Genomic DNA, 24,123 nt, shown 5'->3' with positions numbered 1-24,123 from the left:
GGAGGCTGATTATAGACATTGATTATTGAGGAGGGTCTTATGGCTCTGGAACGTACGCTGTCCATCATCAAGCCTGATGCCACACGCCGCAACCTGACGGGTAAGGTGAATGCTGTATTCGAGAACGCCGGTCTGCGTATCGTGGCTCAGAAGCGCATCCAGCTTACGGAGAAGCAGGCTGGTGCTTTTTACGAAGTTCACAAGGAGCGTCCTTTCTTTGGTGAGCTGGTGTCCTTCATGTGCTCTGCTCCGGTAGTTGTGCAGGTTCTGGAAGGCGAGAATGCCGTTGCTCACCACCGTGACGTGATGGGTGCCACAAATCCGGCTGAAGCTGCTGAAGGTACCGTGCGTAAGCTTTATGCCCAGAGCATTGGCGAGAACTCCGTTCATGGGTCCGACAGCCTCGAGAACGCCAAGCGTGAGATTTCTTTCTTCTTTGCTGAGACAGAAATCCTGCCCTGATCCATTCTTTAAATGGAAACAGGTTGAGGCTCAGGCCTCATAGGAAAAGGGAGCCAGAAATGGCTCCCTTTTTTTGTTGCTCGTTTTTATGAAGGCTAATCAGAAGCGCTCTTCAAGGAACTGACGCAGTGTTTCTGGGTAAAGGCGGTGTTCCTGCTCCAGAACACGGGCGGCTAGAGTATCTGCATCATCGCCGGGCAGAACGGGAACACGGGCCTGCGCAAGAATGGGGCCTTCATCCACACCATCTGTCACGAGATGGATGGTGCAGCCATGTTCTTTGGCTCCAGCCTTCAGGGCGGCTTCGTGTGTATGTAGGCCGGGGAAGGCAGGAAGCAGGCTGGGATGAATGTTGATCATCTTCCCTTCCCACTGCTGGACCAGCCAAGGGGTCAGAACCCGCATGTATCCAGCAAGGCAGATCAGCTTTGCCCCGGAATCCCGCACGGCTTTGTCCAATGCCCTCTCGTGGGCCTCACGGTCTTTGCCATACTCCTTATGAGGGACGCAAAGTGTTTTGATGCCTGCTTTGCGGGCTGTTTCCAGCCCGGCAGCATCGGCCTTGTTACTCAGGACAAGAACAATCTCGGCGGGGAAGTCCGGGCGAGCGCAGGCCTCCATCAGGGCGACCATATTACTACCACGACCGCTGATGAAAACGGCGATGGGTGTCTTCTTCACCATGGTCCGGCTCAGCCCAGATTCAGCGGGGACGTGAGACGGAATGGTGTGCTACTGCGGACGACACGGCCGATCAGCATGGCTTCTTCATCACGCTGCTCCAGTTCTGCCATGACCTTCTCTGGCTCGCTGGTGACCAGCACCATGCCGATGCCACAGTTGAAGACCTTCAGCATTTCTTCTTCGCTGACAGGCCCCTGTTCGGCCAGCCATGAGAAGATGCCGGGGATTGGCCAGCTCTGGCCGTCCACTTCCACGCCGAGACCTTCGGGTAGAACACGGGGGAGGTTCCCCGGCAGGCCACCACCGGTGATATGGGCACAGCCATTGATCAGCTTCTTCTCATGCAGGGCAAGAACAGTGCTGACGTAGAGGCGTGTGGGCGTCAGGAAGGCTTCGGCCAATGTCTGCTTCGGAGAGAAGGGGGCGGGGTCTTTCCAGCTCAGGCCGGCGGCATCCACGATGTGGCGGACGAGAGAGAAACCATTGGAGTGAACGCCAGAGGATGGCAGGGCGATCAGGCTGTCGCCTTCATGAATGGTGGCGGGCAGCATGGCGTCACGTTCCACAGCACCAACGCTGAAGCCCGCAAGGTCGTAATGCCCCTTGCCATAGAGGCCCGGCATTTCGGCCGTTTCTCCACCTACGAGGGCGCAGCCGCTTTCCTTACAGGCGGCGGCAATGCCTTTGATGATGCGTTGTGCCACGGAAACGGAAAGACTGCCCGTTGCCATATAGTCCAGAAAGAAGAGCGGCTGAGCACCTTGTACGATCAGGTCATTGACGCACATGGCGACGAGATCAATGCCGATTTCGTCATGCAGGCCACTTTCGATAGCGAGCAGAAGTTTTGTTCCGACGCCGTCCGTGCAGCTGACGAGGACAGGGTCCTTCAGGCCAGCGGCTTTGGGGTCGAAGAGAGCGCCGAAGCCTCCCAGACCGCCCATGACACCGGGGCGAGCCGTGGCTTTGGCCGCCGGCTTAATGGCGTCAACCAGAGCGTCTCCGGCTTCGATGTCCACACCGGCGGCGGCATAACTGGCACTGGGGGAGGCGGATGTCTTGGTCATGGGGGTATGGTGTTCCTGCTGGTTGATGCTGGCCCCTTTATAGAGCATCCTGCATAAAGACGGAATGTGCAGGACCGTCAAATCCTTTCGGTTCTGTGAAAGAATGGGAAACCTTATCCCAAGATGGGAAGGGGCGGGCCGTAATGAGGGGACGGATGGAGCAGCGATGACAGGCGCACGGGTACAGCTGGCGTTGGACCTTCAACAGGACCGTCCTTTCTCAGCGGAACGGTTTATTACCGGGTCTTCCAATGTGTCTGCACGGGTTTGGCTAGCACGCCCTCGCTGGCCGGAGGGGCGGCTGTGGCTTTGGGGGCCTGCGGGAACAGGCAAGAGCCATCTGCTACATGTCTGGGCGCATCAGCATCGGGCGGTGCAGTTCGATGCTGATGCTCTAACCTGCGATGGTGACGGTGCTTTGCTGGTAGCTGGGCAGAAGTTGGAACCAGACGTGACGCCTTTTGTGATCGACCATCTGGAAGGGCTGACGCAGGAGGTAGCTTTGCTGCACCTACTCAACCGTGCCCATGCGGCGGGGCGGCGGGTTCTTATGGCCTCACGGCATCCACCAGCGCGTCGGTTCTTCCACTTGCCGGACCTTGCGAGTCGGCTTCGGGCGACCATGACGGCAGGGCTGGAAGAGCCGGAGGATGAGTTGCGGGCAACCTTGCTGCTTTCCCTACTGGCCGAGCGGCAGCTGATCGTGCCTCAATCCGTTACGGACTGGCTTTGGCGGCGTCTGCCTAGGACAGGCGATGCTTTGGTGCAGGCCGTGCAACGACTGGATGATGCTGCCATGAGGCGGGGTAGTGCGATAAGCCGTGCCCTTGCCGTGGATGTTTTAAGTGACCTTCTCGGTGAGGAAGAGTGACGGGGAGGGGGCGTAATTCAAGTGGTGCAGTTCGTAGTTTTCTGCGATGGTGAAGGCCTGTCCAGCCCTAATCTCCTAAGGGGCCTGCAAGGCTGAAATACTATGTTAATAATTGTCATGCCGACAGGAATACGGTCTTAATCGGGGTAAAAATGGGCAGGATCATGCCCGCTGACCAGTCAGGTGAGGAGATTGTCATGTCCGGTATAGAGAATATGGCGTTTACAGAGACGAATATGGCGAGCGAGGCCGTGCATAAGAAACATCCGGCCCGTTTCATCAATCGTGAGCTGGGTTGGTTGGATTTTAACCAGCGTGTTTTAAACGAATCTGAAAACCCGGATGTCCCTCTCCTAGAACGGCTGCGTTTTCTTTCCATCAGTGCTGGCAATATGGATGAATTTTACGCTGTCCGTGTTGCGGGGCTGGTGGACCAGCTGAAGGCTGGTTCCAGCAAGAAAAGCCCGGATGGGTTGACCCCGGCCCAGCAGCTTGAAACGGTCCGCCATCAGGCATGGCACCTTCAGAAGGAGCAGCAGCGTATCTGGGGTGACATGGTGAAGGAGCTGCGGGGTGAGAACATTCTCATCAAGAATGTTGAGAAGCTCCATCATCATGATCAGGAATGGCTTTCCACCTATTTTGATAAGCAGCTTTTTCCTGTCCTGACGCCACTTACCTTGAATCCTACCCATCCATTACCATTCATTTTCAGTGGTGGGCAGGCTCTGGTTCTTCGCCTCAAAAACCCGAAGACAGATCGCCACATGCTGGATGGCATGGTGGTTCTGCCAGAGAAGCTGCCTCGTTTCATCCGTTTGCCGGATAAGGATGAGACAATCCGTTTCGTTTTGCTGGAAGATGTCATCTCCCATTTTGCCAAGCGTCTCTATCCGGGGCTTGATGCGGTCCGTGCCAGTATGTTGCGTCTGGTCCGGGACCTTGATGTGGAGCTGGAAGAGGACGCCGAAGACCTGCTCGATAGCTTTGAAAAGGCTGTGAAGGAGCGGCGGCGTGGGGCTTGCATTCATCTGGAGATAGATGGCCATTTGCCCGGGCATCTCATCCGCAAGCTGGGGGTCGCTAAGGATGATGTGGTCCATCTCCCCACAATGGTAGGGGTGGGCGATGTCAAACAGCTTATTGTTTCCGACAGGCCGGACCTGCTCTTTAAGCCGTATCATGGCAGTATTCCGCAGCGTGTCTTGAAGCATGATGGCGATTACTTCGCTACGATTCGGGAGCAGGACCTAGTTGTCCATCATCCTTACGAAACATTCGATACGGTCGTTCATTTCCTCAAGCAGGCAGCTAGAGATCCGGATGTCCTGTCTATTAAGCAGTCCATTTATCGGACATCGCACGATAGCCCGATTGTGGATGCGCTGATTGAGGCAGTTGAAGCCGGTAAAGCCGTTACGGCCGAGGTGGAATTACGGGCCCGGTTTGATGAAGAGGCCAATATCCGTCTTGCTCGTATGCTGGAGACTAGAGGTGTGCAGGTCGTATATGGTCTGGCTGCCTATAAGACTCATGCCAAGATGATTTTGGTAGTCCGGCGGGAAGGTGACCATCTCCAGTCTTATGCCCATTACGGGACAGGCAATTATCATCCCAATACGGCTAAGATTTATACCGATATTTCCTATTTTACCTGTAATCCTGCACTTGTTGATGACTGTGCCCGGCTATTCAACTGCATCACCGGTGCTGCCGTGCCAGAGCTTCAGGCTGTAGCTTTTTCCCCGCTGACCATCCGGCCAACGTTGGAAAAATTGGTGCGGGCGGAGATGGAGCATGTCAGTGCTGGGCGTCCTGGGCAGATATGGCTCAAGATGAACAGCCTTGTAGACAGGAAGCTGATTGATCTGCTTTACGAGGCTGCACAGGCTGGTGTGAAGATCACCATCGTGGTGCGGGGTATGTGTAGCTTGCGGCCGGGTGTGCCGGGTCTTTCCGAAGGGATTGAGGTACGCTCCATTGTCGGGCGGTATCTGGAGCATGCGCGTGTCTTCGCCTTTGGGAATGGCCATGAACTGCCTTCCCCTCAGGCAAAGCTCTTCATTGCATCGGCGGACTGGATGAAACGGAATATGGACCGTCGCATTGAAGCTATGGTGCCTATTACGGACACGAACGCCCATGCTCGCATTCTTGATGAGATCATGGTTGTGAATGTGCATGACACATTGCAGAGCTGGGTCATGCTGCCGGATGGTCGGTGGGAACGTGTCGAACCCGGTGAATCTCCCCTTTCCGCTCACGACTATTTTATGGAACAAGCCTCTGCGTCAAATGGAGAGGTAGATACTCCGGCGAATCCCCGGCCGGACTCCGAAGATGGGGAAGGGCCTGCGAAGGAGGCGTAAGAATGGTGCATATGGCAGCGCAGTGGGAGGACAGGCCGTCTCGCCGGTCTGCAATCGTGGACCTTGGTTCAAACTCCGTGCGGATGGTGGTGTATGAGGGGGTTGCTCGCAATCCCGTTCCCATCTTTAACGAAAAGGCCACGCTACGCCTTGGTGCCGGGCTAGAGGCCACGGGTATGCTGAGCGAGGAAGGCATCGACCGTGCATTGGAGGTGCTGGCCCGCTATCAGGCCATTGGTCAGGCCATGAAGGTGAAACCGTTCGATGTTCTGGCCACAGCTGCCGTAAGGGATGCCCGTAACGGGGATGAATTCGTAAAAGAAGCCCGTATCCGGATGCCTGAAGCCCGCTTTCGGGTGCTGAATGGCGAGGAAGAGGCTGATTATTCAGCTGCTGGAGTTCTCTGCGCTCTGCCGGATGCTGATGGTGTGGTCGCTGATATTGGTGGCGGCTCGTTGGAGCTTATCCGTGTCCGGGATGGTGCCTATTTTGAGGCCGGGACAACCCCGCTTGGGGTGATCCGCCTGCGGGAGCGTTCGCAGGAGGATATGGAAGAGGCCGGCAAAATCGCCCGGAAGACACTGGCGAATGTGTCGTGGCTGGAAACAGTGGCTGGCAAGCCGCTCTATCTGGTGGGTGGTGCTTTCCGAGCTCTGGCCCGCTTGCATGTGGCCCGCATGGATTACCCGCTGAATATGGTGCATCTCTTTCGGCTTGACCGTGCCGAGGCAGAGGAGATGGCGAATTGGGTCATCGGTGCTAGCCGCAAGCAGATAGAAAAGGTTGGCAATGTGCCACGTAAGCGAATGGTTGATGCACCATTTGCAGCGCAAGTTCTTCTGGCCCTTTTGGAGCGGACGGATGCACGGGAGGTTGTCTTCAGTGCGGAAGGTCTGCGCGAGGGGTGGTACATGCGCGAGGTTGCGGCCTCCGTGGCAGAGGAAGACCCTATGGAGGCTCTGGCTCGGGAGATGGCAGGGCGGCTTGGACGTAATGCCTCTCTGGCAGAACCGCTCATTACATGGGTCTCTCCCGTCTTCTTGACCGGGTTGGATTGGGTAGAGGATGCCTTTTTGGCTGCTCAGCTCCGGTTGGCCTGTATCGTGTCTGACATTGGTTCTTACGATCATCCGCAATATCGGGCGGAACAGACATACCGGCGGATTTTGTATTGCCATGGCGTTGGGTTCTCTCACGAGGCCCGGGCCTTTCTCGCCCTTGTGCTGGGTGTGCGGTATGAAATCAATCGGGATGACCCCGTATTGGAGCCTTCACGCCGTCTTTTGAGTAAGGAACGTTATGATGCGGCTGTCCGGCTGGGGTTGGCGCTGCGTCTGGTCTATACGCTCTGTGCTGGAACAGAAGGCCTGCTGGAGGGCACACATCTGGCTATGAAGGATGATAAACTGGTACTTAGCCTGCATGGCAGCCGTCTGCGGTCTGGTGGTAGTGCCATTTCACGCCAGTTGGAGCGGTTGGCTGAGGCACTCGGCAGAAAGCCGTTATTGCGCTAAAGGATACTGCTTGAAACGATAAGTAGTTTCGGAACGGAACCAGCATCATTGATAGGTGCTGGTTCCGTTTTTGTTTATGCGGTTGTTAGGCCGCCTGACGTTTCTTTGCGGGCTGTTTAGTGTGACTGGCGGAGGGGGGCCAGTAGCCGGTTGAGGTAGTCCAGTTCACTTTGTGGACGGGTGCGGTCGGAGGCACGCCGTTGTAGTTCACGCTCAATGTCGTGGGTACGATTGCGTTCATGGTCCGGGATATGGGCATCAGAATCGGGGCTGTCATCCATCTTGCGGCCTAATGGGTCCTGATTATCCGGCTGTTTCTGTTCTTCGTCATGGTTATCCTCATCCTGCCCGCTGTTTGGGTCATCATCCGGGGAGGCGGCGGGGCTGCCATTCTGTTCATCCGGGGCGGTGGATGATGAGGGCGGCGGAATGAAGCCCAAGCGTCCCTTGCTGTTTTGGCTGGCCTCAGACTGGTTTTTGCTCATGTCATGCCGGGATTGGGAAAGGTCGTTCAGAACGGTTTGAATGTTCTTTACGCTCTCCTCATCCTGACGCGTGGCAAGGCTGTTCAGGACAGACCCCATATCTTTTTCTGCTTTTAGCAGATTGGGCATTTTCTTCTTCGTCAGCGTTTCACCACGGTGGTTGAGTGCCTGTGCTAGAAGGCGCAGAGCATATTGTGTGGCGTGGTCCTGTTGCCGATCATCTGCATGAAGCAGAACGACATCCTGATTTAACGGGGATGTGGAAGAAGATTTGTCAGTCGCTGCGGGGGCCATGCCCAGCTGACTGAGTAGCTCGGCTGTGGACATCTGGGAGACATCCTTGTGCTGGCTTTCCCTATCGTCTGAACTGGGCTGCTCCGAAGAAAGGCGTTTCTGAGCATGATTCAGAAGGTCTGTTTCTTGTCGGATGAGGTCCCGCAAGGCCAGACGTTGTGTACGGGCTTCGGCTTGTGCCTGCATGGAGGCTGCCAGTGCCTGCATGTCGGGCAAGGTGGCTTGTCGGAGCTGTTCGGCGGGTTCCACCATGTTGCGTAGATGTTCGAGGGCCTGCGCCGTCCGTCCAGCAAGGGCATCGGACTGGACCTGTCCGGCGAGACGGATCCAAGGCATGCCTTTGCCACCGGGTAGGGGCATTACAAGACCATTCTGGCTGGCTTTCTGGAAGATGAACGCCATGTGCTCATCAAGAGCGGTTTTTAGGGCTCCTAGCTCGTCATGCAGCTTCTGCTGTTCATCCGAAGGGGGCGGAGAGGGATGTTCCCCAAGAGCGAGAAGATGCAGCCGGATGGCATTCTGCAAAGCTCGCACGTGCAGCATGGAGGCTGCAATGGCTTGCCCCGACTGTGCTTTATCCTCAGCATAAAGAGCTGTGAACCAGAGCTGTTCCATTAACGATTGGTCTGACATACCGAGGGTCGCCTGCCGCTGGAGTGAAACAAGCGGTGTGGAGAGGTCCGGCGAGAGGGGGAGTTCTGTCAGAAGAGCCAGAATATGAGCGGCCTGTTTTTGGTCTATCTGACCAACGGCAAGATGCAGACGTAGGTCCAGCAGCGCACGGCTTAGCGGATCGTGCATAGGACGATGACCAAGGCGGAATGTCTGGAACGGGGAACAATTCTGCTTTCCCGAGCCACTACGGGCACAGAGTTGCCCGACAACTTTCAGCCCGGCAAAGGGGCTGTCGGAGAGGTCAAGCCGAGTTGTTCCTGTTGCGTTGGTGGGCTGCTTCTCCAACGGTAGAGGAATGGTCACAGCGTGGGCTGGGTCTGGTTTGTGTGCTGGAGGAATGATGGGCTGTAATCTGGCCTCCAGCGTGGCGACACCGTGAGGCTGGGCCACAGACCATGGAAAATTGGTATACCAATCTTGCGATGTGGCACCGGCCTTGGCGGTCCACTGAACATCTGGCGGTGTGTCGGTGCTGATTTGAAGATGCCAGCGGCCCAATCTACGGCCGCGGACAGAGAGGCTGACGGTTCCGCTCTTTCGTAGGATGCCTTCAATCTGCCAGCTGCCATTTTTTAGATAAGTCCGGCGGTTCTGGATAGCCCCATGCAGGTGAGGAGAGGCGGATGAGGATTCCACGACAACATGTAGCTGTGCACCTTCCGGCAGGGAGAGGGGAAGGTTATGTGCCGTTAAGAATAGAGGTGGGCCGGGTGCATAGGTAGGGCGGTCGATCCAAGCCTGCATGGCGGGGAGAGCCGCAGCATCATCATCCATACCGGGGATAAACCCTGCCTTAAAGCGCAGTCCTGCTTGCGGTCCGGCAATCCCCCCGAGTGTAAATAAGCAGAGGGCAACAATGGATGCTGTTAGCCATCCTGTCCAATGAGGAAAGAGATGTGGGGGGCGAAGGCGGAGTGCCGCCAGAGAGTCGAGGAGCCTTTGCCGGTGGATGGTCCAGAGCTGTCCTTCCTTGTGTATCTCGTCTTCCGAGAGACTTTCAGGCAAGGCAGGGCGGTCAGTTAGAGCAGCAAGAGGTGGAAAACTAAGCCCGGAATCATTGGCAATCCGGTGATCAATTTGCTCTGCGGAAGGTGGGAGAAGGTGGTAGATTTTCCGCCCTGCCCAAATCAGCACGCTCCCGAAGGTGAGGCCTTCCAGTAGGAGATGAATACCATCGGGGAGTGATTGCGGGAGATGGAGAAGGGCCGCACACCCCCAGAGGCCAGCCAGCAGCACGGGCCAGCGGGCATAGTGCCAGCATTGTTCCAGCCGGAGCCGACGGTAGGCCTTCCGTTGGATACGGGCAAACCGAGGAGGGAGAAGTGCGGCCTTCACGGGCGTCAGGTGCGGGGCAGCCAGTCGGGGATGGCTTCCTGTGCAAGAAGCTCATCCAGTGTCTGGCGTTTGCGGATGACAGCCTGCCGGTCGCCATCAATCATGATCTGGGCGGCAAGAGGCCGTGAGTTATATGTAGAACTCATGACCGTTCCATAAGCGCCAGCATCCAGAAGGGCTACCATATCGCCTTTCTTCAGAGGGGGGAGATGCCGCTGGCGGGCGAAGATGTCGCTGCTTTCGCAAATGGGGCCAACGACATCCACAACTTCCTCTGCGGTGAGGTCCTCAGGTGTGTGGAGGGGCAGGATTCCATGCCATGAATCATACATCGCCGGGCGGACTAGCTCATTCATGCCAGCATCAATGATGATAAAGCGGCGTGCGGCGTCTTTTACATCAATAACACGGGCCAGAAGAACGCCCGCAGGGGCAGCCAGCCAACGGCCCGGTTCGACATGCAGCCGCACATCCAGGTTGCCGAGCGTTTCGGCAATGATGTTCGTTAGCATGGCAGGTGGTGGGGCCTGTTCGTTCCGGTAGGCAATGCCGAGGCCACCGCCGCAGTCAATATCGCTGACATCCAGGCCATCTGCCCGTAGGGTGCGAACCAGAGAAGCGATCCGTTCATAGCCTTTGCGGAAGGGGGCTTCTGTGACCATCTGGCTGCCGAGATGGACCGCAAGGCCGACCAGTTCTATGCCGGTCATTTCTGTTTGGGTTTTGCGGTAGAGGGCAGGGATGGCATCATGAGCGATGCCGAATTTATCTTCTGCCCGCCCTGTCGTGATCTTGCTGTGTGTTTGGGCATCAATATCGGGATTGACCCGGAAGGCAATGCGGGCACGGCGTTGCATTTTCCGTGCTATGGCATCAAGACGGTGTAGCTCCTCCACACTCTCGACGTTGATCTGGCCAATCTGGTGGGAAATGGCCAGTTCCAGCTCTTCATCAGTCTTGCCGATGCCGGAGAAGACGATGTCACGGGCTTTCATGCCTGCGGCAAGAGCACGGTGCAGCTCTCCACCGCTGACGACATCGGCCCCAAACCCACAATGAGCCAATACGGTTAAGCAGGCCTGGTGGTCTTGTGCTTTGACAGCAAAATGGCAATGAACAGGAAGATTTTGCGTCGTGAAGGCATCTTGCAGGGCAAGGGCACGGCGACGCAGCGTTTCAGCACTGATAACCCAGCTAGGCGTGCCATGCTGCTTGGCAATATCTGTAAGGGAGGTGCCATCCATCACCAGTCCTTTGCTGCCTTCGTAGGACAGATTGGAATGGTTGTTTAGGAGGGTCTGTAATGTCGGGTCGGGACGTGTCGAAGTCATAACTGCATGATTACAGACCAGCAGCCGAAATGGGAAGGTGTAACCCGTAGGAAACCGGAGACCTTAATGGAGATTCCGTAAGAGCAATGCCAAACTCTTTGCCATAGGCAGGAAGCAGGATGGAGCGACTATTTTGGAGATATAAAGGAATGTGGTGCACCCGAGAGGACTCGAACCTCTAACCCCCAGATTCGTAGTCTGGTGCTCTATCCAATTGAGCTACGGGTGCAGCAGCCCATTCTAACGGGCTTATAATAGCATGGTGCACCCGAGAGGACTCGAACCTCTAACCCCCAGATTCGTAGTCTGGTGCTCTATCCAATTGAGCTACGGGTGCGCCGTGTTGAGGAGGCTTCTATCCGGTCTCGACCTGTGGTGCAACCCCACTGAAGAAGTTTTTTTTAAATATTTTCCAGTGGGATGCCCGATGATGAGGTTTAGCGGCGGACCAGAGAGACATGAGCACGGCAGCGTGGGGATGTGTATGTTCCGCCAATAGCGGTACCAACCGGATATCCGTTAAAAATCTGCCGGTAAGAGGTGCCGTTCATTCCTTTATCGACCAACTCTGCCAGATAATGCTGTTGGCCCTTCTCGTAAGTACCCCGGAGGATGGATGAGTTCATACCGGGATTGAAGACAATCTCATGCCCACGAATACGGAGAGAGGACATTTCATCAGTCGGGCAGAGGCCCTGTTCGGTCACAAGTTTGCCCATCCACAGCCCATAGGGGTCAGAGGCAGGGTTAGGAAGGGAAGAGCAGGCCCCAAGAGTGCAGAGGCTTAGCAGGCAGGTAAGAAAGGCGGGACGCATGCGCAGTTCCTGAATGTACATTTGAGAGTCTAAGTCGCCGTAGAAATCTTTTCCAAAAGGTAAAAACCGGTGGAGAATAAGGATGACGTTGGCGGTCTATCGTCCTATAGAGATTAGCACGAATTGAGCATTGTGCCATATCCAGTAGGCGAGGCCCGAAACTTGACGCAGAAAAACGCAGATACCCTTCAGCAGCTTGATGAAACTCTCCATGAAGACCGCATCCTGATTCTGGATTTCGGTAGTCAGGTAACCCAGCTGATTGCTCGCCGTGTGCGGGAAAGCGGGGTTTATTGCGAGATCTGGCCGTTCACGTCTTCGTTGGAGAAAATCCGTGAGTTTAACCCACGGGGCATCATTCTCTCTGGTAGTCCGGCCAGTGTGCATGATGACAATGCACCAACTCTGCCAGAAGGGTTGCTGGAACTGAACCGCCCTATTCTGGGTATTTGCTATGGCCAGCAGGTTCTTTGCCATACGCTGGGTGGCCGTGTGGAAACGCATGATCATCGTGAATTTGGTCGTGCCTACATTGATGTTGCCGAGGAATGTGCACTCTTCCATGGTCTCTGGGCACAGGGCGGGCGTGAGCAGGTCTGGATGAGCCACGGCGATCGTGTTGCTGCCCTGCCGCCTGGCTTTAAGGCTGTTGCTTATTCCGAGGGGGCGCCATTTGCCATTATCGCTAATGAGGAACGCCGCATCTATGGTGTGCAGTTCCACCCCGAGGTGGTGCATACGCCGCATGGTGCAGAGCTGATCCGCAACTTCACGCATGATGTGGCGGGGTGCTCTGGCACATGGACGATGGCTGGTTTCCGTGATCTCGAAATTGCCCGTATCCGCAAGCAGGTGGGTGATGGCAAGGTGATTTGCGGTCTCTCTGGCGGTGTGGACAGTTCCGTTGCTGCGAAGCTGATTCATGATGCGATCGGCGATCAGCTAACGTGCATCTTCGTTGATCCTGGCATCCTGCGTGCCGGTGAGGCCGATGAGGTTGTGAAGACCTTCCGGGATCGCTTCAATATTCGGCTGGTCCATCGTGATGCGTCCGATCTGTTCCTGGGTGAACTGGCTGGCGTGACGGACCCGGAAGTGAAGCGCAAGACCATTGGTCGTCTCTTCATTGAGGTCTTCGAGCAGGAAGCTGCCAAGCTGGGCGGAGCACAGTTTCTTGCTCAGGGTACGCTCTATCCGGATGTGATTGAGAGTGTCAGCTTCAATGGTGGGCCGTCCGTGACCATTAAGTCCCACCATAATGTGGGTGGTCTGCCGGAACGTATGAATATGGAGCTGGTCGAGCCGCTGCGTGAGCTCTTCAAGGATGAGGTCCGTGCGCTGGGTCGTGAGATCGGCGTGCCGGAGCATATTGTTGGGCGGCATCCGTTCCCGGGGCCGGGGCTGGCCATTCGTATCCCCGGTGACATCACACGGGAGAAGCTGGACCTCTTGCGGAAGGTGGATAGCATCTATCTGGAAGAAATCCGCAAGGCTGGCCTGTATGATGAAATCTGGCAGGCTTTTGCCGTTCTTCTGCCGGTTCGCACGGTGGGCGTGATGGGTGATGACCGTACTTACGATCAGGCCTGCGCTCTGCGTGCCGTCACCAGTACGGACGGTATGACCGCTGAGGTCTATCCCTTCACCTTCGAGTTCCTCAACCGTGTCGCCGGTCGTATCGTGAACGAGGTGCGTGGCATCAACCGTGTTACCTACGATATTACTTCCAAGCCCCCGGGCACGATTGAATGGGAGTGATTTTGTAGATTATTATAAAAAGCCCGCAGTGATGCGGGCTTTTTTGTGGGAGTTTTTTCTTCCCTTTTCTAGATGTGCCGCAGAGCCTTCCAGAACAAAAGTATTATGAACAGAACTGTCACTCCCACGGTGGTAGAGGGCCTTACTCGTTTATAAAGCCAAGCCGAGAGGGGAGAGTTGCTGAACATGGCGAACAGATGAGCCATTATGATGCTGCAAGGAAAAGCGTTAGTGGTAACAATAAGCCGGTATGGATACCGCTCTTTCCGGGGATAGGTTGGAGGAAGGTGATCCCGGTTTTTCCCCTAGCCTACCCATGAGGATGGAGGCGAAAAGGGTCATTAGACAGGCGAGAGGCGTAATGAGGCCGTAAAAAACAACCGCCCCAGAAACAGGATTGCAAGGCGGGTTCATTGGTTCGGGGCACGGCAGAGATTCTTATCGGGCTTATTGTTGTCTCTGCTTGTGGTGTAAATGTGTCTTGGGCTTTATAGGGCGAGCTGAGCCATCTGGCAGATGTGCCACGCTTTTCTGGCAGGGCAGGGTTGCTGTCTGTGGGCGTATTTTTTGAACATAAGAGGGGGAATACGGCTTGCTCAAAAGGCTATCCCTTGGCAGGGATAAGGGGATGAAAGTACCTGTTCCTTTTTCCCGTAAGCAGTATGTGCAGGGGGTTTTGCCGGTGGTGGTGACCCTGCTGGCATCTGTGCCCGCTCATAAGGCGAAAGCGGGGGAGCAGGGTACATCTCATAAACCCCATCATTCCCATCATCACAGCAAACAGCACGAAAAGCATCACGTTGCCGGGCATGCGCATGAGGCATCTACCCAGCATAAACGGGCTATGGCGCATAAAGCGGCGGCTGCCGCAGCGGCGGCCGGGGCAGCAAAGGCGGCTCAGTCAGCGCAGCCATCAGTGCCGGAGAATGTCGGAACGGAGACGAAGCTGCCCCTGCCACGTTATGCGTCCATGCGGGCGGATCGTGTCTATATGCGGCGCGGCCCGGGTGAACGCTACCCGATAGACTGGGTCTATCATCGCCGTGGCTACCCTGTGATGATTGAGCGAGAATTTGGCGTCTGGCGTCTTGTGGAAGACCCAGAGGGCCAGAAGGGCTGGGTACATCAGGTAACATTGCATGGCAGCCGTTCCTTTATCATACCCGGTTCCGTGTCCTATGATGGGGATGCGTCTAAAGTTTCGACCACGGGTCACGCTGATTCCCGCATTGTGGCGTATATGCCAGCGGGGGAGGTGGCACGGGGCCAGAATCATGACGTCCCTCTGATGAGTTCGGATAAGCCGGACCGAACGATCGTTGCCCTGCTGGAGCCGGGTGCGATCGGGAAGATCAAGGCCTGTCCACAGGGCTCATCATGGTGTCATGTCACAGTCAGGGGCTATGACGGGTGGATCGAACGCCGCCTGTTATGGGGGGTGCAACCCGGTGAAATCATTCAGCCTGACTGAACAAATGAAAAGTCGAGGAATGTTATGACAGCCAACATCCATCATCGCCGCACTCGGATTGTTGCGACCCTCGGGCCGGCATCAGAAACCGCCGAGCAGATTCTTAATCTTGCCAAGATTGGCGTGAATGTCTTCCGCCTGAACTTCTCCCACGGTGCTCATGATGAACACGCTGCCCGTCACAAGGCCGTGCGTGAAGCTGAAGCAAAGCTGGGTCGCCCGCTGGCCGTTCTGGCCGACTTCCAGGGCCCGAAGCTGCGTGTTGGTGTCTTTAAGGATGGTCCTGTCCAGCTGAAGGTTGGTCAGAAGTTCACTCTGGACCTGGACAAGACCCCCGGTGATGCTCACCGTGTTAACCTGCCGCACCCGGAAATTATCGGGGCTGTTGATGTCGGTCACCGCCTGCTGCTGGATGACGGCAAGCTGGCTCTGCGTGTCGTTAAGAAGCACAAAGAAGCGCTGGAGACAGAAGTGCTCGTGGGCGGTAAGCTCTCCGAGCGTAAGGGTGTGAACGTTCCTGACGTTGCCCTGCCGATCCCGGCCCTGACAGAGAAGGATCATAAGGACCTCCAGTTCGCCCTCTCCATCGGTGTGGACCTGATCGCCCTTTCCTTCGTGCAGCGTCCGGCTGACATTCAGGAAGCCCGTGACATCGTCAAGGGTCGTGCATGGATTGTCACAAAGCTGGAGAAGCCGCAGGCTGTTGAGTGCCTTGATGAGATCATCCGTCTCTCCGATGCGCTGATGGTTGCCCGTGGTGACCTCGGTGTCGAGCTGCCGGCTGAGGATGTGCCGGTCATTCAGAAGCGTGCCATCACTGAAGCTCGCCGTCAGGGCCGCCCGGTCATCGTGGCAACGCAGATGATGGAAAGCATGATCAGCAGCCCGGTTGCGACCCGTGCGGAAGTCTCCGACGTTGCTAATGCCGTTTATGATGGTGCCGATGCTGTCATGCTCTCCGCCGAGAGTGCTGCCGGCTCCTTCGGTCCGGAAGCCGTGGCCACGATGGCCCGCGTGACTGCCCGTGTGGAGCAGGACCCGGAATGGCGTGCCCGTATGGATCGTATGCGCCCGGTTTCCGAGCACACAATTCAGGGTGCACAGGCCAAGTCTGCATTTGATGTGGCTCGCAATGCTCGTGCGTCTGCTCTGGCCGTGCATACAGAGAATGGCCGCAGTGCTGTTCTGGTCTCCCGTGAGCGTCCGCATGAGCCAATCGTGGCCCTGACGAACGAAACCATTTCCCGCCGCCTGTGTGTGGTCTGGGGTGTGTTCCCGAAGGTTGTGTCCAGCAAGGATGACGTGAAGGCCGTTGGCGAATTCGCCAAGGACGGCGAGCACGTTGTTCTGCTCGACAGCTCCAAGAACCTGCGCATCGTCAAGGCCTGATCCTTGCTGATGCGTCTCTTGCTTCCCTGATGGCTTCGGCCGTCCGGGAAGGGGAGAAAAAAGAAGAAGCCCGGCAGATTGATCACCTGCCGGGCTTCTTTCGTATAGGGGGGGAGGTTGCGGGTCAGGCTTGCCGGTTGTCTAGCAGGCTCTGCCGGATGCGGCGACCCCGCTGGATGCGCTCCGTGATGGCCTCGGAATCTCCGTTACGGATGGCCTCGACCATGAGGTGGGCATCCTTCTCGAAACGTTCGAACGTGGCGAGTAGAACATCCCTGTTCGTCAGGAAGATGTCCCGCCACATGGTCGGGTCGGATGCGGCGATACGGGTGAAGTCCCGGAAGCCCGAAGCAGCATATTCTAGCACGTCGCCACGAAGATCAGCTGAAAGTCGGTCTGCCGTGTCGCAGATGGTGAAGGCCAGCAGATGAGGCAGATGACTGACCATAGCGCAGACTTGGTCATGATACTGGTCGGTAATCTGCCGAGTGCGGGCACCACACCGCTGCCAGAATCGTTTCATCAGACTTATAGCCTCAGGGGCGGTTCCTTCCGGGGGAACAAGTAGGGTCCAGCGGTCTTCAAATAAGGTGGCGAAGCCAGCATCCGGGCCGGAATATTCTGTTCCGGCCATGGGATGTGCTGGGACATAGCTCACCCCATCCGGCAGGAAGGCACTAATATCCGGCCCTAATGTGCTGCGGACGGAGGCTACATCACTAAGGATGCTTCCTGGCTGCATGAAAGGAAGTATTTTGGTGGCCGCCGGCCGGATAGCCCCCGTTGGAATACAGAGGATGACGGCATCAGACTTTGCCGCTGCCTCAGTCAGGGAAGCGGTAACCTCATCGGCAATGTCCAGTTCTCTTACCCGGTTCAGAACATCTGGCGAGCAGTCGGCAGCGATGAGATGACGAGCCAGCGTACCGGTTTGGCGGGCACGGCGGAGAAGGGAGGAGCCAATCAGCCCCGGTCCAACGATGGTTAGGGTATCGAAGAGAGGGGCTTCAGCCATGGTAAGTGTCGTCTCATCTTGTAAGGGGCGTGTAGGCGGTGGTGTTCAGGCCTGGTGTAGCTGGCGGAATTCGTAGAACTGCCAAAGGAGCAGGATAGGAATGCCGATGATGATATCTCGGCCACGCCGCAACAGGGAAATGCTAATAGAAATATCGGGACTGATGCCAAACAGGTGTCCCAGCGCTACATAGCCTGCTTCCTGTACTCCTAATGCACCGGGAACTAGAAAACCAGCGGACATAATACCACAGACGGCCCCTTCAATGGCCAATGCATTGAGGAAAGAGCAGTGCGTGCCCAGTAGGATAAGGGAAAGCCATGTCAGCAGCGCACCGCCGATCCAACCGAGCAGATGCAGCGCTGCCCCCAGACCGATACGTGCCGGCTGGTCCCATAGGCTTTTAATATAGGTTTGGAAGTGCTCGCTGTTATCGGCCAGTGCATCATGCCATTTGGTAGAGATATATCTGGAGAGAAAGCGGGCCAGAGCCTGAAGGGCGTTGCCGCTGCGTTGCTGGGTCCATATGAAGCCAGCAACGCCGATGCTCAGAAGGGTGATTCCGGCTGTCAGTGGCCAGATGAACCGCCCCGCATCGGCCTGTCCGATAAGGCAGAGTAGGGCGATGATGATGAAGGCAAGCTGGCCCAGAACTTCCATTGTGATGTCAACAATATTGGCTGCTACGCCTTCCGTCCAGCTGACGGACTGGCCATCCGTTGTATGGCGTGGGTGCCCCGCTGTGGTGGCTCGTATGCCGATGAGCATGCCGCCAAGTTGAGAAAAAGGCAGACAGGCCGCCGCAGCATCTCGGACAAATCGTGAGAACGTCAGGCGCAGGAAACTAATGTTTGGAATACTGCTTTTCCAGGCGACACAAAGAAGGACACTAACGGCGAGCTGGCTAATGACCAGCAGGATAAACCCACCGAAGCCGACCTTAGCAAGGGAAGCAAGAATCGGATGTATGCCCGTGCGTAACGTCAGAAAACAGAAAAGGACGACACCTATCAGTGAAAGGATAAAAGGAAGTATTTTTTTCAAGGTGGCCGCCATCAACGTGAAATCCATGTTTCTGCCTTTCTAGGCTACTCTGTGGCGGACGTCCAATCTCTCGGGGCTTTACCCGTTATGATAACGGGGCCTATATCCGGCAGAGGAAGGCTATTTGAAGCGAGGGAGGGACGAAGATGTCAGAGGATATAACTCTGGTTACCGGAGCAACCGGTTTTGTAGGATCGGCTGTTGCACGCACACTTTTGGAGCGTGGCCATCGTCTGCGTCTTCTGGTCCGCCAGACGTCAGACCGCCGTAATGTGGCCGACCTGCCTGTGGAGTTCGTTGTTGGTGATCTGGCAGACCCCCAGAGCATGGCAAAGGCGCTGGAAGGTGTGACGTATCTTTTCCATGTCGCTGCAGATTACCGCCTCTGGGTGCCGGACCCGGAAGTGATGATGCGGGCCAATGTTGAAGGGACAAGAAACCTGATGCTTGCTGCCATGAAGGCAGGTGTAAAGCGGATTGTGTATTGTTCGTCCGTTGCGGCTTTGGCCACAGCTCATGATGGTATCCCAGCTACGGAATCGTCTCCAGTCACAGAGGATCAGATTGTAGGGGCGTATAAGCGCTCCAAATACCGGGCAGAGCAGGAGGTTCTGCGTCTCGTTCGGGAGGAGGGGCTGCCTGCTGTTATCGTGAATCCGTCTACGCCTGTAGGCCCTCGGGATATCAAACCGACCCCTACCGGACAAATGATTCTGGATTGTGCAACGGGTCGTATGCCTGCCTATGTGGAAACCGGGCTGAATATTGTCCATGTCGATGACGTGGCAGAAGGCCATGTTCTTGCCTTCGAGCGAGGAACAATTGGTGAGAAATATATTCTGGGTGGTGAAAACCTTATGTTGGGCGACCTGTTCCGCATGGTTGCAGAGCTTGCCCACCGCCGTCCGCCTCGTATTCAGCTAAAGCAGTCATGGCTTTATCCTGTGGCTTATATCTCCGAAATGTTGGCAAAAGCCTTTGGTATTCAGCCACGTGTCACAAAGGAGATGCTGGACATGTCCAAAAAGTTGATGTTTTTTTCTTCTGCCAAGGCAGAACAGGACTTAGGCTATCGGCCACGTGCCGCCCGTCAGGCTGTTGCTGATTCTGTGGCGTGGTTCCGTCAACATGGGTGGGGCCATTTTTCATCATAAGAGGTGGGACAGGCTGACACGGTAATGACTTTTGTAACGGCGTTGTTTTCTCTGTTGGCTTGGTTGGGGCTGACTTTTTTTCATGGTTTGTTCTGGGTTGGAGGCCCCTGGCTGAAAAGGGGGACGAAGACAGGTAGTCGGAAGAATGTTCTGCCAGCCGTTACCGTGATCGTGCCTGCCCGGGATGAAGCGGCCTCTGTTACGGCCTGTCTATCGTCCTTGTTGGAGCAGGATTATCAGGGAGCTTATCACGTCATTCTTGTGGATGATGAAAGCACCGATGGGACCGGGGACATTGCTCGACGCCTGCCGGACCCGACAGGACGGTTGACCGTTCTTGCGGGGAAGCCTCACCCAGAAGGGTGGAGCGGTAAGCTGTGGGCTGTCAAGCAAGGGCAGGAAGAGGCCTTGCGGCAGCTTCCTCGGGATGGCTATGTCCTGCTGACTGATGCTGATATTATCCATCAGGAAGACCATGTCTCCACTCTGGTGGAGCGAGCACAGCACGAAAAACTCGATATGGTCTCCGAAATGGTGATGCTGAATTGCGCCAGCTTCTGGGAAAAGGCTTTAGTCCCAGCCTTTGTGTATTTTTTTGCGATGCTATACCCCTTCCGGAAGGTTGCCGATCCTCGTTCTTCGACCGCTGGGGCAGCTGGTGGAACGGTGCTGATCCGCCGCAATATGCTGGAGAAAATTGGAGGGATACAGTCTCTCAAAGGTGCCTTGATTGATGACTGCACGTTGGGTGCTTATGTCAAGCGTGCTGGGGGGCGGCTTTATCTTGGCTGCAGTGAGCAGGCATGGTCTATCCGCACTTATCAGAGCGTGAGTGAAATATGGCATATGATTGCCCGCAACGCTTATGTTCAGCTTGATTTTTCGCCTTGGAACCTTCTGAAAGCCTTGGTCGGAATGGTTCTGATATGGCTTCTGCCAGCTCGCCTTCTTTTGTTCGGCCGGGGGAAAAACCGTATCGTAGGTGGCTGTGCATATGCTCTTAGCTGCATTACGTTCGTCCCGACCCTGCGCTGGTTCAGGTTGTCATGGTGGCGTGTCCTTTCACTGCCTCTAGTGGCTGTTTTTTATATGATGGCAACTGTTGGTTCCGCAGTGAATTATTATCGGGGCAAAGGCGTCAGCTGGCGTGGGCGGTCGTATGAAGGAGCAGAATCATGATGTCACAGTCTGGTGGGCCAACTATGCAGGATGATGCTCATCTCTGGGGGAAGCAGGATGTTTCCTCTAGCAAGGGTATGAAGGATGAAAATTTCCCGGTCGGGTCTTTTCTAATCTCAGCTAAACACCGTCCTGCCGTTCATGCCTATTACAGGTTTGCCCGTGTGGCGGATGATATGGTGGATAATACGCGCCTGTCCCCTGCGCAGAAGGTGGATCGCCTAAAGGCGTTGCGCGAGGTGCTGTATGGTGAGCGGAAGCCGCCTGCTGGACGGGCTGACGCATGGAGTGCCGTTATCCTTCGGGCGGTGCTTCAGGAACGAGGGCTGCCGCTGACATTAGGGGGCGATCTGCTAACGGCCTTCATCATGGATGCAGAGAAAACACGGTACGAGCACTGGTCGGAGCTTCTACATTACTGCCAGTATTCTGCTAATCCGGTAGGGCGTTTCCTGTTGATGCTGCATGGCGAAGGGGAGGAGACATTCGGTCCATCGGATGCACTGTGTACGGCACTTCAGATTGTCAATCATATGCAGGATGTCAGCAGCGATCTGAAGACGTTGAACCGCTGCTACATACCTCTCCCATGGCTAGCGGCTGAGAATGTTCGGCTGAAGGACCTCATTTTGGCCCGGAGTAAGCCGGGTGTGCGGCGTGTGTTCGATCGTATGCTTACCCATGTTGATGCCTTGAATGAGGAGGCTGCCCGCCTTCCTGCTCTGGTGAAGGATCGTCGCATGCGGTTGGAGGCCGCTGTGATTGTCGCACTCTGTCGCCGTCTGACAGAGCGTCTGCATCGGCAGGACCCGATAGCCGAGCGGGTAGCACTGACTAAATTGGATGGTCTCCAGGCATTGGGCTATGCCATGCGGTATATGCGCTGAGACAGGTTTCATGCGGGCTCTTTGCCGCAGCAGACTTTGTCGCTAGAAGAGGGCAGGCCGTTGATGCGGCCTGTGCTTACGGTTTTGGCTGCGGCCATTGAAGGAATATGAGGAAGGTTATGGTCTCTGCTCGTCACAACACGCCTCAAGGTCTGTCATGCGCCCCGTCTGACCTGAGAGAGGTGGAGGAGATCGTGACCCGTTCCGGCACGTCGTTCGGGCGGGGGATGAAGATTCTTCCTCCCATGCGCCGGGATGGTATGTTTGCCGTCTATGCCTTCTGCCGTGTCGTGGATGATATTGCCGATGGTGATATTCCGCACGATGATCCCGCAGCGGCCTTGGAGGAGTGGAAGGGGCGCATTGCAGCTCTTTATGAGGGGCAGGCAGACGCGGCATTAGAACGTGTCCTGCTAGAGGCCATCAAGCAGTTCGACCTGAAGCAGGAAGATTTCATCGCCATCATTGATGGGATGCAGATGGATTGTGGCGAACCGATTGTAGCCCCGGATGAGGCGACGCTGGACCTCTATTGCGACCGTGCTGCCTCGGCTGTTGGGAGGCTGTCCGTACGTATTTTTGGAACGCCAGAAGAGTATGGGGATAAGATCGCTTATCATCTGGGGCGTGCCCTTCAGTTGACAAATATTCTGCGTGATATTGCTGAAGATGCAGCCCGTGGGCGGCTTTATCTGCCTGCTGAGCTTCTGCGTCGATACAGCGTGCCTACTGACCCTGCCGAAGCTCTTTACGCTATCGGGCTGGATGGGTTGTGCCGTATTCTCGCAGGGCGAGCAAAAGATCATTTCCGTAGGGCTGCAGCGTTGATGAAGCAGTGCCCGGCAGCGACAGTACGCCCTGCTCGAATCATGGCTGCCTCTTACAAGGTTACACTGGCTGCACTTTGCCGCCGTGGCTGGCGCAATCCGGAGGCTCCGCTGCGTGTCTGTTCTATCCGCAAGGCATTGACGATGGCACTGGCAGCGGCCGGGGTGACATTGTGAGCCATGTGCATATCATTGGCGGTGGGCTTGCGGGCCTCTCCGCCGCTGTGGAGCTTGCTCCGCAGGCGCAGGTGACTGTGTATGAGGCCGGACCCGCCTGCGGTGGGCGGGCCCGTTCCTTTCATGACAAGGCGTTGGACACGGTCATTGATAATGGCAACCACCTGCTTCTTTCCGCTAATCCTGCCACATTTCGTTACCTCGACCATCTAGGCGCACGGGATACGCTGAAAGGACCGGGGGTACCCGTTTTTCCGTGGTATGATCTGCAAGAGGATCTGGCATGGACGTTGCGGCTCTCCCCGGGGCGTATTCCGTTTTGGCTTTTGCAGCGAGGTAGCCGTGTTCCGGGCATGCGTCTTGGGGATGTAAGGGCCTTGTTCCGTCTAATGAAGGCTGATGAGCAAGCCTGCGTGGCGGACTGCCTTCTGCCGGGGCAGCTCGCTCGCCGCCTGTTGGAACCGTTGGCTGTTTCCGGGCTGAATACGGATGTGAAAAGAGGTAGTGCCCGTCTTTTGGGGAATATTGTGCGGCGGACGCTGGCTAAAGGTGGTAATGCCTGTTGCCCGTGGATGGCAGCTAGAGGGCTATCGGAAAGTTTCGTCGCACCGGCTCTTCGCTATCTAGAGCGTTTCCATGCAGAGGTCCTGACAAGCACACGTGTGTCTGCTCTTCAGATTGATGAGGGAACGGGACGTGTGACGGCACTGGAGACATCCAACGGCCCCGTGACACTGGGTGCGGAGGATTCAGTAATTTTGGCTGTTCCTTCGCCAGTGGCTGCCGGGCTTCTGCCGGGTCTAGAGGGGCCGGATGAGTTTGAGAGTATCGCCAATGCTCATTACCGCTTGGCACAGCCCCTGAAACCCCGTGGTGCCTTGAAGCAGGCTGGCTTTATCGGGCTTGTCGGTGGCGTGGCAGAGTGGGTTTTCCTGCATGATGAGGTTCTGTCTGTCACAGTCAGTGCAGCCAATCGTTATGCTGATTGGGGGCAGGAGGATATGTTGACGCATATCTGGGCAGAGCTGCGCCGGACGCTGGACCCACTCGTCGAAGTTCCCTTGCCTGAAGTGATGCCCGTTGCCCGGTTGATCCGGGAAAAGCGAGCAACCTTTGCAGCTACACCGGAACAGGATAAAAAGCGTCCTGGGGCAAAAACCGCCTATGCCAATCTTGCTCTCGCTGGAGACTGGACGGATACTGGCCTGCCTTCCACAATTGAAGGTGCTATCCAGTCCGGAGTGGTAGCGGTGGGAGCGCTTGGTTTTCGCACGGCTTCTGCTGGAGCGGCGCACGCCTGAAAACTGGTTTATGGTCTCC

The 24,123-nt window shown here is 56.2% G+C and carries 19 protein-coding genes and 2 tRNA genes; 12 read left to right on the top strand and 9 right to left on the bottom strand.

All coding sequences use genetic code 11. The features are described 5' to 3' along the window. Window positions 1-39: 39 nt before the first annotated feature. Window positions 40-462: a nucleoside-diphosphate kinase gene (gene ndk, locus CPA57_RS02400; RefSeq protein WP_182081168.1), complete on the top strand. Its 423-nt coding sequence runs from the start codon at window positions 40-42 to the stop codon at window positions 460-462. A gap of 99 nt (window positions 463-561) precedes the next feature. Here ndk and purN read toward each other — a convergent pair whose 3' ends face one another. Both purN and purM read right to left on the bottom strand, forming a co-directional pair. Continuing rightward, window positions 562-1,146, bottom strand: coding sequence for a phosphoribosylglycinamide formyltransferase (gene purN, locus CPA57_RS02395; RefSeq protein ID WP_182081166.1), 585 nt, complete (start codon window positions 1,144-1,146; stop codon window positions 562-564). 8 nt (window positions 1,147-1,154) lie between these two features. Next, window positions 1,155-2,213, bottom strand: a complete 1,059-nt coding sequence (purM, locus tag CPA57_RS02390; protein ID WP_182081164.1) for a phosphoribosylformylglycinamidine cyclo-ligase — start codon at window positions 2,211-2,213, stop codon at window positions 1,155-1,157. A 166-nt stretch (window positions 2,214-2,379) separates the two neighbouring features. Between purM and CPA57_RS02385 the strand changes: the two genes are divergently transcribed. The 3 genes from CPA57_RS02385 (at window position 2,380) to CPA57_RS02375 (ending at window position 6,967) form a co-directional block, all read left to right on the top strand. Further along, window positions 2,380-3,084 (top strand): DnaA/Hda family protein, encoded by a 705-nt coding sequence (locus CPA57_RS02385; protein WP_182081778.1) that lies wholly within the window; start codon window positions 2,380-2,382, stop codon window positions 3,082-3,084. A 236-nt stretch (window positions 3,085-3,320) separates the two neighbouring features. Continuing rightward, on the top strand, window positions 3,321-5,453 hold the full coding sequence (locus tag CPA57_RS02380; protein WP_182081777.1) for an RNA degradosome polyphosphate kinase: 2,133 nt from the start codon (window positions 3,321-3,323) through the stop codon (window positions 5,451-5,453). Between the two features lie 2 nt (window positions 5,454-5,455). Then, window positions 5,456-6,967 carry a Ppx/GppA family phosphatase gene (locus CPA57_RS02375; protein WP_229709188.1) on the top strand — a complete coding sequence of 504 codons (1,512 nt, stop codon included), beginning with the start codon at window positions 5,456-5,458 and terminating at the stop codon, window positions 6,965-6,967. A gap of 116 nt (window positions 6,968-7,083) precedes the next feature. Here the strand turns inward: CPA57_RS02375 and CPA57_RS02370 are convergent, their stop codons facing one another. The 5 genes from CPA57_RS02370 to CPA57_RS02350 all read right to left on the bottom strand — a co-directional run bounded on the left by CPA57_RS02370 (window position 7,084) and on the right by CPA57_RS02350 (window position 11,902). Beyond that, window positions 7,084-9,756 carry a DUF4175 family protein gene (locus CPA57_RS02370; RefSeq protein ID WP_182081162.1) on the bottom strand — a complete coding sequence of 891 codons (2,673 nt, stop codon included), beginning with the start codon at window positions 9,754-9,756 and terminating at the stop codon, window positions 7,084-7,086. A 5-nt stretch (window positions 9,757-9,761) separates the two neighbouring features. Then, window positions 9,762-11,087 carry a diaminopimelate decarboxylase gene (gene lysA, locus CPA57_RS02365; RefSeq protein ID WP_182081160.1) on the bottom strand — a complete coding sequence of 442 codons (1,326 nt, stop codon included), beginning with the start codon at window positions 11,085-11,087 and terminating at the stop codon, window positions 9,762-9,764. Window positions 11,088-11,239: 152 nt separating this feature from the next. Continuing rightward, window positions 11,240-11,316, bottom strand: a tRNA-Arg gene (locus tag CPA57_RS02360). Between the two features lie 31 nt (window positions 11,317-11,347). After that, a tRNA-Arg gene (locus tag CPA57_RS02355) sits at window positions 11,348-11,424 on the bottom strand. Window positions 11,425-11,524: 100 nt separating this feature from the next. Continuing rightward, on the bottom strand, window positions 11,525-11,902 hold the full coding sequence (locus CPA57_RS02350) for a hypothetical protein (RefSeq protein ID WP_182081158.1): 378 nt from the start codon (window positions 11,900-11,902) through the stop codon (window positions 11,525-11,527). 162 nt (window positions 11,903-12,064) lie between these two features. Here CPA57_RS02350 and guaA point away from each other — a divergent pair, with 162 nt between their 5' ends. The 3 genes from guaA (at window position 12,065) to pyk (ending at window position 16,520) form a co-directional block, all read left to right on the top strand. Then, the gene (guaA, locus tag CPA57_RS02345) at window positions 12,065-13,660 is read left to right on the top strand and encodes a glutamine-hydrolyzing GMP synthase (protein ID WP_182081156.1); all 1,596 of its coding nucleotides are present in this window, start codon (window positions 12,065-12,067) and stop codon (window positions 13,658-13,660) included. A 628-nt stretch (window positions 13,661-14,288) separates the two neighbouring features. Then, window positions 14,289-15,131: an SH3 domain-containing protein gene (locus tag CPA57_RS02340; RefSeq protein WP_182081154.1), complete on the top strand. Its 843-nt coding sequence runs from the start codon at window positions 14,289-14,291 to the stop codon at window positions 15,129-15,131. Window positions 15,132-15,155: 24 nt separating this feature from the next. Beyond that, window positions 15,156-16,520: a pyruvate kinase gene (gene pyk / locus CPA57_RS02335; RefSeq protein WP_077395340.1), complete on the top strand. Its 1,365-nt coding sequence runs from the start codon at window positions 15,156-15,158 to the stop codon at window positions 16,518-16,520. 124 nt (window positions 16,521-16,644) lie between these two features. Here pyk and CPA57_RS02330 read toward each other — a convergent pair whose 3' ends face one another. Both CPA57_RS02330 and CPA57_RS02325 read right to left on the bottom strand, forming a co-directional pair. Continuing rightward, the gene (locus CPA57_RS02330; protein ID WP_182081152.1) at window positions 16,645-17,535 is read right to left on the bottom strand and encodes a prephenate dehydrogenase/arogenate dehydrogenase family protein; all 891 of its coding nucleotides are present in this window, start codon (window positions 17,533-17,535) and stop codon (window positions 16,645-16,647) included. A 45-nt stretch (window positions 17,536-17,580) separates the two neighbouring features. Beyond that, window positions 17,581-18,606, bottom strand: coding sequence for a lysylphosphatidylglycerol synthase domain-containing protein (locus CPA57_RS02325; RefSeq protein ID WP_229709187.1), 1,026 nt, complete (start codon window positions 18,604-18,606; stop codon window positions 17,581-17,583). A gap of 119 nt (window positions 18,607-18,725) precedes the next feature. Here CPA57_RS02325 and hpnA point away from each other — a divergent pair, with 119 nt between their 5' ends. The 5 genes from hpnA to hpnE all read left to right on the top strand — a co-directional run bounded on the left by hpnA (window position 18,726) and on the right by hpnE (window position 24,104). Beyond that, complete coding sequence (gene hpnA, locus CPA57_RS02320) at window positions 18,726-19,733, top strand: hopanoid-associated sugar epimerase (RefSeq protein ID WP_182081150.1); 1,008 nt, start codon at window positions 18,726-18,728, stop codon at window positions 19,731-19,733. A 24-nt stretch (window positions 19,734-19,757) separates the two neighbouring features. Then, entirely contained in the window at window positions 19,758-20,912 is a 1,155-nt protein-coding gene (locus tag CPA57_RS02315) for a glycosyltransferase (protein ID WP_182081148.1), read from the top strand. A 23-nt stretch (window positions 20,913-20,935) separates the two neighbouring features. Further along, entirely contained in the window at window positions 20,936-21,799 is an 864-nt protein-coding gene (hpnC, locus tag CPA57_RS02310) for a squalene synthase HpnC (RefSeq protein WP_182081774.1), read from the top strand. 119 nt (window positions 21,800-21,918) lie between these two features. Then, complete coding sequence (gene hpnD, locus CPA57_RS02305) at window positions 21,919-22,803, top strand: presqualene diphosphate synthase HpnD (protein WP_182081146.1); 885 nt, start codon at window positions 21,919-21,921, stop codon at window positions 22,801-22,803. After that, window positions 22,800-24,104 (top strand): hydroxysqualene dehydroxylase HpnE, encoded by a 1,305-nt coding sequence (hpnE, locus tag CPA57_RS02300; RefSeq protein WP_182081144.1) that lies wholly within the window; start codon window positions 22,800-22,802, stop codon window positions 24,102-24,104. The genes hpnD and hpnE overlap by 4 nt, the downstream gene beginning before the upstream one ends. Window positions 24,105-24,123: the final 19 nt, after the last annotated feature.

It is taken from the genome of Bombella favorum, from assembly GCF_014048475.1.
Taxonomy (GTDB): Bacteria; Pseudomonadota; Alphaproteobacteria; order Acetobacterales; family Acetobacteraceae; genus Bombella; species Bombella favorum.
The sequence above is the reverse complement of the archived record's forward strand: the minus strand, read 5'-3'. Positions and strand labels throughout refer to the sequence as shown.

Excerpts from the sequence above, each read along its gene's own strand:
- ndk (WP_182081168.1), top strand. The coding sequence starts at position 40 with ATGGCTCTGGAACGTACGCTGTCCATCATCAAGCCTGATGCCACACGC.
- purN (WP_182081166.1), bottom strand. The coding sequence starts at position 1,146 with ATGGTGAAGAAGACACCCATCGCCGTTTTCATCAGCGGTCGTGGTAGT.
- purM (WP_182081164.1), bottom strand. The coding sequence starts at position 2,213 with ATGACCAAGACATCCGCCTCCCCCAGTGCCAGTTATGCCGCCGCCGGT.
- CPA57_RS02385 (WP_182081778.1), top strand. The coding sequence starts at position 2,380 with ATGACAGGCGCACGGGTACAGCTGGCGTTGGACCTTCAACAGGACCGT.
- CPA57_RS02380 (WP_182081777.1), top strand. The coding sequence starts at position 3,321 with ATGGCGAGCGAGGCCGTGCATAAGAAACATCCGGCCCGTTTCATCAAT.
- CPA57_RS02375 (WP_229709188.1), top strand. The coding sequence starts at position 5,456 with ATGGTGCATATGGCAGCGCAGTGGGAGGACAGGCCGTCTCGCCGGTCT.
- lysA (WP_182081160.1), bottom strand. The coding sequence starts at position 11,087 with ATGACTTCGACACGTCCCGACCCGACATTACAGACCCTCCTAAACAAC.
- CPA57_RS02350 (WP_182081158.1), bottom strand. The coding sequence starts at position 11,902 with ATGCGTCCCGCCTTTCTTACCTGCCTGCTAAGCCTCTGCACTCTTGGG.
- CPA57_RS02340 (WP_182081154.1), top strand. The coding sequence starts at position 14,289 with ATGAAAGTACCTGTTCCTTTTTCCCGTAAGCAGTATGTGCAGGGGGTT.
- pyk (WP_077395340.1), top strand. The coding sequence starts at position 15,156 with ATGACAGCCAACATCCATCATCGCCGCACTCGGATTGTTGCGACCCTC.
- CPA57_RS02330 (WP_182081152.1), bottom strand. The coding sequence starts at position 17,535 with ATGGCTGAAGCCCCTCTCTTCGATACCCTAACCATCGTTGGACCGGGG.
- CPA57_RS02325 (WP_229709187.1), bottom strand. The coding sequence starts at position 18,606 with ATGGATTTCACGTTGATGGCGGCCACCTTGAAAAAAATACTTCCTTTT.
- hpnA (WP_182081150.1), top strand. The coding sequence starts at position 18,726 with ATGTCAGAGGATATAACTCTGGTTACCGGAGCAACCGGTTTTGTAGGA.
- CPA57_RS02315 (WP_182081148.1), top strand. The coding sequence starts at position 19,758 with ATGACTTTTGTAACGGCGTTGTTTTCTCTGTTGGCTTGGTTGGGGCTG.
- hpnC (WP_182081774.1), top strand. The coding sequence starts at position 20,936 with ATGCAGGATGATGCTCATCTCTGGGGGAAGCAGGATGTTTCCTCTAGC.
- hpnD (WP_182081146.1), top strand. The coding sequence starts at position 21,919 with ATGGTCTCTGCTCGTCACAACACGCCTCAAGGTCTGTCATGCGCCCCG.